Raw genomic sequence first — 12,426 nt, forward strand, 5'->3', positions numbered from 1 at the left:
GGATGGCGGTGATTTCTCCGCCTTAATGTGCCGGTGCGGAATCTGGGGGTTCGCCATGGGACTGAGGATCCATTTCACCTGTGAGGATGTGGCGCGGACGACGTTCGCGGCCAAACCCGATCCACTCTGGGAGCTGTTGCTCAGCCTGCACCAGTTGCAGACAGACGACGCTCCACAGGTGTTCGGGAAGTGGCGGCGACGGGTCCGGTCCGGGCTCGGTGAGCAGGAGCGCAGGCTGCTGGAGCTGGCGCCGGCGACGGGCTATTCGCCGGACTTCCTCACCCCGCCGGAGTCGGCGGATGGGCTCGGAGCCGGGCTGGACGCGCTCGCCCGAACGGATCGCGGCCGGTTGCGGACCGACCTCGAGCGGTTGGACGACACTCCGCGGTGGGCGGGCAGCCTGCTCGCCGCCGACGGGCCGAACCGGCTCGCGCGGGCGATGCGCGGCTACTTCCGGTCGTACATCCGGCCCTATTGGCCGACGATCAGCCAGGAAGTGGACCACGATCTCAATGCTCGGGCAAAGACCTTCATGACTCGCGGTCTTGGCGGTCTGAGCTCCGAGCTGAACCAGGGCATGGCGTGGAATTCGCCGGTGCTTGAGGTCGACCTCGGCCGGGCCCGATCGCAAGACCTGCACCTGGACGGGCGTGGGCTGCGCCTGATCCCGTCGTACTTCTGCTGGCGATATCCGATCACCTTGCGGGACCCGAATCTCCAACCAGTGCTGGTATATCCGGTTCGGCACCGGCCGTTCGTGGAACCCGTTGCCGAGACCAAGGCCGCCACCGAGCAGGCACTCGGGAGTCTGCTGGGTCGAACGCGGGCAGCGGTCTTGCGGTCGATCTCGCTCGGCGGTTGCTCGACCACCGAGCTCGCGCAACGGGTCGGAATCTCGCCCGCCTCGGCGAGTGAACACGCACGCGTGCTCAACCAAGCCGGCCTGATCAGCACGCGCCGAGTGGGCGCCGCCGTCAACCACACCATCGGCCCAACCGGCCGCGTCCTCCTCGGCGCCTAACCACCTGTTTTCCTTCCGCGAGTGGTCGGAAAACATGGTGAAGACCCCCACCCATTGCGGGTGGGGGCCTTCACCTCCGGCTGGGGGCCGGGGCTTACTTGTAGACGACCCAGAGCTCGTAGTCGTCACCGGGGAAGGCGCTGCCGTCGACGCACTTGTACTTGGTCCACTTGGTACCGGCGGCACCGGCGGCGTGGCAATCGGACTGCCAGAAGAAGTCACCGACGTACTGCCAGTTGTCGGCAGCCTGGACCGTGCCGGCCGTACCGACCGGAGCCTCGACCGCCTGCGCGGCCGGCAGCGCGAAACCACCGACGGTCAGTGCGGCACCGGCCGCGATGCTGAAGATCGTCCTGCGAATGTTCATAACGCCTCCTTCTCGAGTATTTCCTTCGATGCCTCGAGAATGCTTTTTCCGGCGTACGTCCCGCTATTGATCTTCGGCCCGGCCCGAAAGGCGCCGGTATTATTCGGTCAGACCCGAACAGCCCTTGCGCCGATCTTGCCGAGCAGTACGGCGGCGACCATCGACACCACGATCGAGGTGTACGTCGCGCCCAGCCAGCCCGGTACGGCGTCCGTCCCGGCCAGGTCGAGCAGCCGCGCCTGGACGTCCACCCAGAAGTCCGACCAGCCCTTGACCGTGCCCGGGTTCACCAGCTGGTACGTCACGAACCCGATCAACCAGGCGACGGCCGGCTGCCAGCGGAAGCGGGCGGTGTCCGAGACGTCCCAGTTCATCTTGCTGACCACGAAGAAGTCGGCGATCGCGACCGCGAACAGCGGGATGAACACCGAGCCGATCAGGTAGAGGAACTGCGTGTAGTTGCCGAGGTCAACGAACATCGCGAGCGTGGTCGCGAGGACGCCGATCGCGACCGAGATCCAGCGCCGGTCGATGTGGCCGATGACGTTGTGCGCGGTCATCGTGGTCGAGTAGACGTTCGCGTAGGCCTCGTCCACCTCGTCGACCAGCAGCACGAACAACGCGATCGCCCCGGCGGGCAGCGTGACCAGGGCCGTGATGACGCCCTCGCTGTCGGTCTGCAGGGTCGCGACGGCCAGCACGCCGAGCGTGAAGTACGCGACCGCGGCCAGCCCGTAACCGAGCGACGATCCGAGGAACGCGGCCTTGTTCGACTTGGAGTGCCGGGTGTAATCGGCAGCCAGCGGAGCGAACGAGACAACGCCCGCCGCGGCCAGGTCCACCGCCGGCCAGAAGCCGAAGACGCCCTCCTGCGGCAGATCTTGCACCGGCTTCCCGAGCACCTGGATGAAGAGGTACACCGAGGCCAGCAGCACCAGCCAGACCATGAACTTACGCAACAACTTCACGCTGCCCAGCGGCTTCACAGCCATCGTCGTGGCGATGACGCCCGCGAGGATGACGAACAGCCAGCGCCAGCGCTCCCCCGTGATCGCGACGGCCGCCTGCGAGATGACGATGATCTCCATCGTGGCCCAGCCGATGTTCTGCGCGATGTTCAGCACCGTCGGCGCGAGCGAACCCCGCCGCCCGAAAATCCCCCGCAACGCGACCATCGCCGGCGCGCCAGTCTGCGACCCGAACACAGCCGCACCACCGAGCACCAACGCGCCAAGAACGCAGCCAACGACTACGGCGAGCAATCCCTTGACCAGGGATCCGGTGTACGCCGCGACGAGCGCGCCGGTGACGGGCCCGAACAACGAGATCCCGAGATTGCCCCAAAGCGTGAACTGGTCGAAAAACCCCAGCGTGCGCGGCGTATCGGTAGTGAGAACCAGCGGCGCTTCAGCGGATGGGTCAGAGTTGCGCACAGCAGTAGACGTCATGAGGTCCTGCTCCCTACGCCGGCATTACCCGGTCAGGTTCAGGCGGTCGGCGACCCGATCCCAGCGCCCCGGTCTCCCGGCCGCCGTTCCTCTGTCGCCCTCTCAGCCCGCATCCGGCGCGAGCTCCCGCGAAGATTGTCCGTACGCCCGCAGACTAGCCCTCCCCTTCCACGTCAACAACAGCGTCCCCCGCCATGTGACCCACCAGACGCAACGCCGCAACCACGGTCTGGCCAACGTCTGCTTCGGAGCCGACCCGCAACTCGCGATCGTGCGATGGCCGCCAATGCGGTGGCCTGGTGCCGACGTGGTGTTGACACGCAGTGTTACCGGCGTCACGCTTTGGGAGGATGGCGGCGCCTATTCCTGAACTGGGCTCGTCGCCAGGGGGAGATGGGCATGGAATTAACGTCATTCGCGTCGCTCGTGGGGCTCGTGCTGGCGACTGGAGCTGTTCTATTCAGCACTGTGCGCGCACGCGGAATTGTGCGAGCTATTTTCCGCCGCCCAACGAAACCGTCGATTGTTTTGACGATAGACGGCGACACGTTGGTCATCGATGACCCGACGCCCGAGCAGCAGCGCCGAATCGTCGAGGAGTTCGTGCGGAGGCATGCGGGCTCTGATGCCAGTGACGTCGCGAGTACGTCGGCGTCGGATGCCGAAACGGAGTCAGGGGGCGAACGCCGTGAATAACGACGACGTCCAGGCCGGACCTGCGCAGGCCGACGTACAAGCCGCAACCCCGGCGGCGGGCGGACAGGCCGCGCCTGAAGTGGTTCACGCTCAAGCTGCGACCGATCAGATCCCTGCGAATGCTGAGACCTTGAGCCCGGTATTCAAGCTGGTTTTCCTGAGCGTCTTCGGCATCACCGTCGGAGCGCTATTGATCAATGTGGCCTTGGTCATGATTCTGGACGAGCCCACCGCCCAGGCCGCGTCATTGATTGAGACGTGCTCCACCATGGCAAAGGCCGGGTTCGGGGCGATCATCGGACTAATCGGCGGAAAGGCGCTACCTAGCTGACGACAGCGACGCCGCGCGGCCATGGGTTAGGAGTCGAAGGTTTGGCGGGCGGCTTCGATGTGGGCTAGGTGTTGGTGGGTCCAGTCGCACATGGTGTGGACGGTTTTGCGGAGGCCTTGGCCGGGGGTGGTGAGGGTGTACTCGACGCGTGGGGGGACGGTGGGGTAGACGCGGCGGTTTAGGAGGCCGTTGCGTTCTAGCATGCGCAGGTTTTGGGTGAGCATCTTGTGGCTGATGCCTTCGATTTCGTTGCGTAGTTCGCTGAAGCGGAGGGTGTGGTCGCCTAGGGCTTCGATGATCAGGAGGGCCCATTTGTTGGCGACGTCCGAGAAGATCTCGCGCGCCAAGGAGTCTGCGCGTCGGAGGTCTGCGTCTTCGGGCGAGCCCGTGAACTGCTTGGTCACCATGAGGTTCCCCAGTCACTGAAAAGTGCGTTCTTCCATGTCAGCTCACACTCTCTTACGGTTCCTGAGTAACCACAAGAGACCACGACAAGGAAGCAGGCAAAGATGGCCATCACCCTGGTGAACCCGAAAGGATTGCCGGAGATCGACGTGTATCGGCAGGTGTCGATCGCGACTGGGGCGAAGCTGATCTTCATCGCCGGGCAGGTCGCTTGGGATGCCGAAGGGCGCACGGTCGGCGAACGGGACCTGGCCGCGCAGGTCGAGCAGTATCTCAATGTCGGTACGGCGCTGGGCGCGGTCGGAGGCTCCTTTGACGACGTGGCGAAACTGACCGTGTATGTCGTCGACTGGACGCCCGACAAGATGCCGCAGTTCCTCGAGGGCCTCACGCGAGCGGCAGCCAAGCTGGGGATTACGCCGGTCCCGCCGGGCACGCTGGTGGGCGTCGCGGCGCTCGACGTACCGGAGCACCTGGTTGAGGTCGAAGCCACCGCGATCCTCGACTGACCGAGAGCTAGTCAGGAGTCGTCAGGGTCTGGATGGCGTGGGCGATTTCGGGGCCGCAGGTCAGGACTGGGAGGTGGGAGCCGGTCGGCAGGGTTTGGGCGGTGCCGCCGGAGAGGCGGGCGACCTGGTCGGTCCAGGAGGCGGGGGCGATTCGGTCGTGTTTGCCGCGGAGTACGACGACTGGGATCTTGAGGTCTTCGAGGGTGCGCGACAAGTCGTGGCGCTGGGCCGCGCGGAGGCCTCGGGTCATCGCGATCGGCCCGGTTCCGGCGTACTGCCGGCGCAGGGTGGGGATCAGCTGGAGTGGTTCGTGCACGGCCGAGCGGATCCAGCGTTCGGCCAGGCGCCAGAAGGCCGAGGCCGTGGGATCGCCGATCGGGCCGATCAGAACGAGGCCCGCGACCAGTTCCGGACGGGCCAGCGCCGCCTCGACGACGATCTGGCAGCTCGCGGAATGCCCGACGAGTACGGCCGAGGTGATGCCCAACGCCTGGACCTCGCGGATCAGGGCTTCACCCAAGGCGGGAGGGCTGAGGTCTTCGTGGCGCCGCGACGTACGGCCGTAGCCAGGCAGGCGTACGACCTCGGCCGGTTGATCGAGGCAGGCGCGGACCGGCTCGTACGACTCGGGGCCGAGGCCCAGACCCGGCACGAGCACGACGCTCACCACGGGACTACTCCCAGGGCGGGCGTTGTGGGGCGGAGCGGATGATCGGGTTCGAGACCTCGGGCTTGAGGGCGCGATAGCCGAGGAAGAAGCCGGCCGCCAGCAGGATCAGGCCGAGACCGCCCCAGCCGTACGCCGTGGGCAGGCGTTCGAGGGTGTCGTCGATCGCGCCCATCCCAGTGCTGAGCACCATCACCAGCCAGACCAGCAGCGGGATCAGTGATGCCGCGACGAGCCCGAGACCGGCCAGTTCGACGGGATCGGGCTGGACCTTGGCCTTGCGACGGGCTACCACGTCCCGCGCCCACATCCCGATCGCGGCCGCGCCGACGATCAGTACCAGCAGTTGGCCGATCGAGTCGATGACGTCCGTGCGCAGCGGGTGATTCAGCGACGAGCCGGGCGCCTGCACGATCTCCCGCAGGGAAACGCGTTGCACCGTCAGCACCAGCAGCCCGTAGACCCCGGCCGAGATCGCCGCGATCAGCAGCACCTTCGCCGCGCGAGCGTCGCGTCCGACCTCGGCGAGTGGCCCGTGGCCGTGGCCATACGCGTCAACCGGCCCGGACGGCTGCTGCTGGGGATGACCCGGGCCCTGTGGATAACCCTGCCCCGGTACGCCGTACTGCCCGGGCTGACCGAATTGACCCGGCTGACCATATTGACCCGGCTGACCGAACTGACCCGGCTGACCGAATTGGCCGGGCGCAGCACCGGGCGGACCCAGCGGCTGCTGGGACGGAGGGGCGTACTGGCTCGGACCGCCGTACGAGCCGGGCTGGCCGAACTGCCCGGGCTGGCCGTGATGCGCCGGCGGGCCGAACTCGCCGATGTTGCGCCTTTGACCCGGCGCCTCAAAAGGCGGCGGCGGACCCGGCTGGGCCGGTGGCTCGGCAGGCGGTTGGCCGTACTCACCTTGGCCGTACGGCGTGGGCTGGGCGTACTTGTCGGAGTCGTCGCGCTCGGCCGGATCGTCCCCACGGCCGTACGTCGGAAAGTCGGATGACGACATCGGGCTCCTCCACTCCGGGTCCTTCTCGCAGCCTCTCACGAACGAGCGTCAAAGGCCGGTCCCGGCAGGTGGTGTCAGTTCGCCTTGATGATCGGCCACGGGTTGGCCAGGCAGCCGGCCAGGCCCTTGGTCTGCTGCATCATCACTGGCGCGGGTTTGCCCTGGTCAGAGCAGGGCGAGTGACCGAAGCCGAGCGCGTGCCCGACCTCGTGATTCACCATGTACGCGCGGTAGACGTCGATCTTGCCCTCGAAATGCGGCACCCCGTACGCCCAGCGCTTCGCGTTCAGCACGACCCGGTCCTCGACCCGGCACGACACCTGGCCGCCGGTTTCGAGCGGTTTGCAGAGCTTGTCGGTGAACGACGGGGTTGCCAGGATGATCCGGACATCGGGATCGGGCCCGTCGGTGCGCTCGAAGTTGACCGGGTGGACCGCCTGCCAGCCGCGCTCGTCGGTCAGCGTGCGGTGCACCGCCTCGGCCACGGCCGGGCCGCTGACGGACAGGCCGTGCTCGATCTCGATGCGGTATGTCAGTTTGTGCGAGTCGCTGTTGGCCGCGGTCCGGCCCTTGACGATCGCCAGCCGGCCGGTCGACCTGGTGATGTTCGGCGGCGCCTTACGCGGCGGCCGAGTGGTCGGCCGAACAGTCGGCTTAACCGAAGGCGTGGGCGCAACAGTCGGCAGACCGCCGGCACCGCCAGGCAGTTCAGAGCCGGATTCGGTGCGTTCGGCAGCGATCCTGGCTTGGACCAGCTCGACCGCCAGATTGGACCGATTACCCGGATCCGGATGCACCACGACGACCATTGCGAGGATGGCCAGAGCTGTAACACTCAACCATTGCCCACGATAAGACCGGTGTCGGCTGTGACGGCCATGGCTTCGCCGCCGACGGCGGGCAGGCGTGCGCGCCGAGTGGCGGCTGTGGTTCCCGACCGTCATGTCGGTTCACACTACCGACCCGGTGGTAACTCCGGGAGGGGTTCGGACGGAATATCAAGCCGTCCGGGTTCGGAGGAACTTGCCGAAGTGCGGCACCGTGAAGGCCACGGTGCCTCGCTCCGCGGAATAAACCAGGCCTTTTTTGATCAGGCCGTCGCGCGCCGGCGACAGACTCTGCGGCTTGCGCTTCAGCGATGACGCCACCTCGGACGTCGGCACGGAGCCGTCGGCCGCACCCACGCCGAGCTCGGCCATCGCGCGCATGTAGTCGCGCTCGGCCGGCGTCGCCCGCTCATACCTCGAGCCGAAGAAGCCGACCGTCAACTCGGCCGAAGCCTCCGGCGCCGCCACCGCGACGTCCTTGATCGTGATCGGACTCGTCGGCGCGTGATCCCAGGTGGCGTGCGCGAAGGCTTGCACGAAGTAGGGATAGCCGTCGGTCTGGGCGTACAACTCGTCCAGCGCCTCGTCGTCGTACTCCACGTCCTCGCTCGCGGCCGGCACCATCAGCGCCCGGTCGCACGCCTCGCGGGCCAGCCGATCGACGCGGACATAACGGAAGAGGCGCTCGGAATACGACTTGCTGGCGGAGAGTACGGCCGGCAAGTGCGGGAGTCCAGCGCCCACGACGACGAGTGGTGCCGCCTGCTGGCTGATCTCGTGGCACGCCGCGCACAGCGCCGAGAGGTCGTCCGGGTTGATGTCCTGCATCTCGTCGATGAACAGGCCGACCCCGACGGACAGGTCGTTGGCGAGATCGGCGGCGTCGGCGAACAGCTCGATCAGGTCCATCTCCAGATCGCCCGAGTCCGCTCGGCCCTTGGCGGCGATCACGTCGACCGGCGGATGCCAGCGAATACCCTTGCGGTCGTCGGCCGACGTACGCAGTGCGAAGGCCTTGAGTACGGCGCTGAACTGCTCGACCCGGTCGTCGTCGCGATGGCGGTGCCCGAGCTCGCGCATCGCCGAGTGCAACGCCTGGGCCAAGGGCAGCCGGATGCTCTGCTCGGGACGCGCCTCGATCTTGCCCGTACCCCAAGCGCGTTTGATGGCCTGACTGCGCAAGGTGTTGAGCAGCACGGTCTTACCGACACCACGCAGCCCGCTCAGGACCAGGCTTCGCTCCGGCCGTCGCGCGGCGATCCGCTCGAGCACGACCTCGAACTGCCGGACCTCGGTATCCCGCCCGGCCAGCTCGGGCGGGCGTTGACCTGCTCCTGGCGCGTAGGGATTCCGGATCGGATCCATGCATCGCACTGTATGGCGTTGTCTAGCGAATCCCGTAGATTTCGCTAGCCAACGTCAGAGCGTGTCGCCTCTAGGGTTATCTAGCCCCAGCGCTAGATAACCCTAGAGGACGACATCGTTTACTAGGTGGTGCTATTGCGTTTCGAACGCCTGTTCCCATAGAAGCACATCGGCAGACCCGAAATCAACCTGAGCGCGCCTACGGACACGGCCCCCGTTCATCGCTATGGTCCTCGGCATGAGTGGGGCGAAACCCCTGAGCGGGGCGGAGGAACTGCGGCGGCTGGCTGCGCCCGCGGCCGAGCAGTACCACCGGACTCACCAGCAGTACGTCGGCGGCGCGCGCAAGCTCGAAGCGCTGCTCGACGAGCTGATCGGTGAGGACGAGGGCATCAACTACCTGAGCGCGAGCGCTCGGGCCAAAGACCCGGAGAGTTTCTGGGAGAAGGCCTCGCGCCCGCATCCGGACGATCCCACCAGGCTGAAGTACGACGATCCGTTGCAGCAGATCACCGACCTGGTCGCGGCCCGGGTGATCACGTTCCTGGTCGAGGCGGTGGACCGGGTCTGCGAGGTGATCGAGTCGGAGTTCGAGATCGTCGAGCACACCGATATGGGCGCGCACACCCGGGCCCAGGGCGCTTTCGGTTATGCCAGCAAGCACTACCTGGTCCGGCTCAACGCGCATCGCTCGGAGCTCCCGGAGTACTCCGTGCTGAAGAACCTGACGATGGAGATCCAGGTCCGGACCGCGGTCCAGCACGCGTGGGCCGAGTTCGAACACGACATCCGCTACAAACTGGACATCCCGCCGGATCGCAAGCCCGAGTTCGACCGCCGGTTCCTGCTGGCGGCCGCGTTGATGGAGCTCGCGGACAACGAGTTCGCCGAGATCGACAAGATGTACCGATCGCTCGCGGCCAAGCCGGACAACTCGCCACCGGCGACCGAGACGCTCAGCCCGGCAACCCTCACGACGTACCTGACCAGGCGGTATCCGGACGCGCCGCACGCCAAGACCAATCACTATGTCTGGATGCTCGGCATTCTCGGGCGGCTCGGCGTGACCACCGAGGAAGAGCTGGCCCGGTTGCTGGATGGCGTCGACAGCGGCTCGGTGCAGGCGGCGATGACGCATCGCTTCCCGGCCGGAACCGTGCGCCGGCTGGACGACGACCTGCTCGCGGCCAAGGGCCAGGACTACCTGAACCTGTTCGCCGACGAGGAGCGCCGGACCAAGATCCTCCGTGGCCGCCTCAAAGCCCTGAACCGCGCTGGTCTGGCATAGCCACGGCCGCAGTCGCCCGCGCCCAGCGGCTGGTGGTGACGAAACCGAGCACGAAGACCGCCACGCCACAGCCCGCGATGATCCACCAACCGAGCTCCGCGGCCGGTACGAATCCTGACCGGATCGTTCCGGCTAACCGCGCCGACAGCACCGAGCCGATGACCGCGACCCCCATCGCCGCACCCACCTGACGACTCGTCGACGCGATCGCGGCCGCAACCCCGGCCTGAGCCCGAGGCATACCCGACACAGCGGCATTCGTGATCGGCGCGTTCAACATTCCGAAGCCCAATCCGAATACCAAATAGGCCAGCAAGAGGTACGGCGTTGAGGTGTCGAGGCCGATTCGGGTCAGCAACAGCCTCGCTGACGGCGATTCCGGCACCCGCGACGAGTAGCGGCGGCCGGGTCCCGCGCGCGCCGACGATGCAGCCGGACAGCGGCGCGAAGATCCCGGTCATGCCGGCCATCGGCAGAGTCATCAGGCGCGCGTGCGACGCCGTGAAGCCCCGAACCTCTTGCAGATAAAGGGAATTCAGGATGGCTAGCGTGAATCCCATGGGCATTCGTTTTGTGGGTGCTGGTCGTGTCGGGTGTTTCTGCTGCTCGATGTCGCGTTCGTCGTTGAGCTCGACCAGACCTGTTGCGATGTCGGCGCAGACGGCCCGCATGTGTTCCTCTGAACTGTCGGAGGGCCTCATTACGATGCTCGGCATGAAGGTCGTCGTGCAGGTGAAGCTGGTCCCGGATGCCGTGCAGGCATTGGCGATCGGCTCGACCCTGCGCACGGTCAACGAGGCCGCCAATTGGGTGTCGAAGGTGGCGTTCGACCGGGGCGTGCCTCGTGAGTACGAACTGCGCAAGCACACCTACGCTCACCTGAAAGACTCCGGCCTCGGTGCCCAGGCCGCGCAGCACACGATCAAGAAAGTGCGCGACGCCTACACCGTACTGAAGGCGAACATCCGCGCCGGGAACCTTGGCAGGCCCGGATCGAAACGCCGGACCAAGGTGGAATCCAAGCCCATCACCTTCCGGCCTGACGCCGCACACCCGTACGACGACCGGTGTCTGTCCTGGCAGTACGACGCCCAGACCATCAGCATCTGGACTGCGGTCGGCCGCCTCAAGAACCTGCGCTTCGCCTGTTCCGCCGACCAGCTCAAGACGCTGCGCGAGTATCGGCAAGGCGAATCCGACCTGATCGAACGCGACGGCGTGTTCTACCTGATCGCTGTGTGCGAGGTCCCTGAGGCCAAGCAGTACGAGCCTGACGGGTTCATCGGAGTGGACCTGGGCATCGTCAACATCGCTACCACGTCCACCGGCCACCGAGCCGCTGGACGTGGCCTGAATCGGTACCGCCAGCGCCAGCTGAGACTGCGCCGCAAGCTCCAGGCCAAAGGCACCCCGTCCGCCAAACGACGACTCAAGCATCGGCGCCGCAAGGAACAACGGCACGCCGCGAACATCAACCACATCATCTCGAAGAAGATCGTGACCGAGGCTGAACGCACCTCGGCCGGTATCGCCCTGGAAAACCTCGGCGGCATCCGGCAGAGGGTACGGCTCCGCAAGCCCCAACGGGCCACGCTCCACTCCTGGGCCTTCCACCAACTCGGAACCTTCATCGACTACAAAGCACGCCGTGCAGGCGTCCCGCTGGTGTACGTCGATCCGGCCTACACCAGCCAAACCTGCGCGGAATGCGGCCACATCAACAAGAGGAACCGTGTAGACCAGGCAACCTTCATCTGCCGTTCCTGCGGGGTCGTTGCCCACGCGGACCGGAACGCTTCCCGCAACATCGCCGCACGCGGCGAGGCTGCGTGGACAGCGGGGCGTGAGTCACGCGTCCCAGCCGCCACCCAGGCGGCCAGGACGGAGGAGAACACACCACAGCCAGTGGTGCCCTACCTCCAAACCCAGTCCCTAAAGGCTGGGTCAAGTTGACGAACAGGAATCCCGATGCCGCGGAGAACCCGCAGACCGCGATCAAGATGGCGCCGTAGAAAGGCGCACTCCGGAAGAACCGTGCTCGTGCAACTGCGGCGCCCGCCTTCGCTCATACGCCACCGACCCACACCGCTGCCAATGCGAAACTGACGAGGATGACGGTGAACTCCAGCCCAGCCCTTGACTACGATGATGCCGAGGTCAGCAACGCGAGCAGGACTAACACCAGCAGTTCGCCGACCGGATCGATCCGGCGCGCCCGCGACTCGGGCACGAACAAGGCTGTCACCGCGATAGGCAGCACGACCGTCGGGGGGCGAATCCCGCACAGCAGTGAACCGAGACTGAAGATCACCAGGCCGAGCTGGGAGGCCCGGCTGCGGCCGATCCGGTCCGCGGTCGAGCCCTACGCGGCGAAGGAAACGCACGGCGTGAAACTCGTTTGACGGGCCCCCGCGCAGGCCGCCTACTGTTAGTGACAGCGCCTGGCCAGCGCTCGGTCCTGCTTCGGAATACCCTTACCTCACCCCATTT

At 66.4% G+C, this 12,426-nt stretch carries 15 protein-coding genes; 6 read left to right on the forward strand and 9 right to left on the reverse strand.

Going from position 1 to position 12,426, the window contains the following annotated elements:
* Positions 1-55 precede the first annotated feature (55 nt).
* On the forward strand, positions 56-1,021 hold the full coding sequence (locus tag OG394_RS25115) for an ArsR/SmtB family transcription factor (RefSeq protein WP_328989515.1): 966 nt from the start codon (positions 56-58) through the stop codon (positions 1,019-1,021).
* 94 nt (positions 1,022-1,115) lie between these two features.
* Here OG394_RS25115 and OG394_RS25120 read toward each other — a convergent pair whose 3' ends face one another.
* Both OG394_RS25120 and OG394_RS25125 read right to left on the reverse strand, forming a co-directional pair.
* Complete coding sequence (locus OG394_RS25120) at positions 1,116-1,388, reverse strand: hypothetical protein (protein ID WP_328989516.1); 273 nt, start codon at positions 1,386-1,388, stop codon at positions 1,116-1,118.
* Between the two features lie 107 nt (positions 1,389-1,495).
* Positions 1,496-2,836 (reverse strand): purine-cytosine permease family protein, encoded by a 1,341-nt coding sequence (locus tag OG394_RS25125; RefSeq protein WP_328989517.1) that lies wholly within the window; start codon positions 2,834-2,836, stop codon positions 1,496-1,498.
* A gap of 528 nt (positions 2,837-3,364) precedes the next feature.
* Between OG394_RS25125 and OG394_RS25130 the strand changes: the two genes are divergently transcribed.
* Positions 3,365-3,532 (forward strand): hypothetical protein, encoded by a 168-nt coding sequence (locus tag OG394_RS25130; RefSeq protein WP_328989518.1) that lies wholly within the window; start codon positions 3,365-3,367, stop codon positions 3,530-3,532.
* The gene (locus tag OG394_RS25135) at positions 3,525-3,863 is read left to right on the forward strand and encodes a hypothetical protein (RefSeq protein ID WP_328989519.1); all 339 of its coding nucleotides are present in this window, start codon (positions 3,525-3,527) and stop codon (positions 3,861-3,863) included. The genes OG394_RS25130 and OG394_RS25135 overlap by 8 nt, the downstream gene beginning before the upstream one ends.
* Before the next feature lie 26 nt (positions 3,864-3,889).
* On the opposite strand, the gene OG394_RS25140 is transcribed toward OG394_RS25135, so the two are convergent.
* A complete protein-coding gene (locus OG394_RS25140; protein WP_328989520.1) occupies positions 3,890-4,270 on the reverse strand; it encodes a winged helix-turn-helix transcriptional regulator in 381 nt (126 codons plus the stop codon).
* 102 nt (positions 4,271-4,372) lie between these two features.
* Between OG394_RS25140 and OG394_RS25145 the strand changes: the two genes are divergently transcribed.
* Positions 4,373-4,777 (forward strand): RidA family protein, encoded by a 405-nt coding sequence (locus OG394_RS25145; protein WP_328989522.1) that lies wholly within the window; start codon positions 4,373-4,375, stop codon positions 4,775-4,777.
* 7 nt (positions 4,778-4,784) lie between these two features.
* On the opposite strand, the gene OG394_RS25150 is transcribed toward OG394_RS25145, so the two are convergent.
* The 4 genes from OG394_RS25150 to OG394_RS25165 form a co-directional block, all read right to left on the reverse strand.
* Positions 4,785-5,444 (reverse strand): alpha/beta fold hydrolase, encoded by a 660-nt coding sequence (locus OG394_RS25150; protein WP_328989523.1) that lies wholly within the window; start codon positions 5,442-5,444, stop codon positions 4,785-4,787.
* Between the two features lie 7 nt (positions 5,445-5,451).
* On the reverse strand, positions 5,452-6,456 hold the full coding sequence (locus tag OG394_RS25155; protein ID WP_328989524.1) for a hypothetical protein: 1,005 nt from the start codon (positions 6,454-6,456) through the stop codon (positions 5,452-5,454).
* Positions 6,457-6,530: 74 nt separating this feature from the next.
* Complete coding sequence (locus OG394_RS25160) at positions 6,531-7,295, reverse strand: DUF3152 domain-containing protein (RefSeq protein ID WP_328989525.1); 765 nt, start codon at positions 7,293-7,295, stop codon at positions 6,531-6,533.
* 159 nt (positions 7,296-7,454) lie between these two features.
* Entirely contained in the window at positions 7,455-8,648 is a 1,194-nt protein-coding gene (locus tag OG394_RS25165) for an ATP-binding protein (RefSeq protein ID WP_328989526.1), read from the reverse strand.
* Between the two features lie 238 nt (positions 8,649-8,886).
* Between OG394_RS25165 and OG394_RS25170 the strand changes: the two genes are divergently transcribed.
* Positions 8,887-9,936 carry a GTP pyrophosphokinase gene (locus OG394_RS25170; protein ID WP_328989527.1) on the forward strand — a complete coding sequence of 350 codons (1,050 nt, stop codon included), beginning with the start codon at positions 8,887-8,889 and terminating at the stop codon, positions 9,934-9,936.
* Here the strand turns inward: OG394_RS25170 and OG394_RS25175 are convergent.
* Entirely contained in the window at positions 9,905-10,321 is a 417-nt protein-coding gene (locus OG394_RS25175; protein WP_328989528.1) for a hypothetical protein, read from the reverse strand. The genes OG394_RS25170 and OG394_RS25175 overlap by 32 nt on opposite strands.
* Positions 10,322-10,650: 329 nt before the next feature.
* On the opposite strand from OG394_RS25175, the gene OG394_RS25180 reads away from it, so the two are divergent.
* On the forward strand, positions 10,651-11,889 hold the full coding sequence (locus tag OG394_RS25180) for an RNA-guided endonuclease InsQ/TnpB family protein (protein ID WP_328989529.1): 1,239 nt from the start codon (positions 10,651-10,653) through the stop codon (positions 11,887-11,889).
* 187 nt (positions 11,890-12,076) lie between these two features.
* Here OG394_RS25180 and OG394_RS25185 read toward each other — a convergent pair whose 3' ends face one another.
* Positions 12,077-12,247, reverse strand: coding sequence for a hypothetical protein (locus OG394_RS25185; RefSeq protein ID WP_328989530.1), 171 nt, complete (start codon positions 12,245-12,247; stop codon positions 12,077-12,079).
* Positions 12,248-12,426: the final 179 nt, after the last annotated feature.

This window comes from Kribbella sp. NBC_01245, from assembly GCF_036226525.1.
In the GTDB taxonomy this organism is placed as follows: Bacteria; Actinomycetota; Actinomycetes; order Propionibacteriales; family Kribbellaceae; genus Kribbella.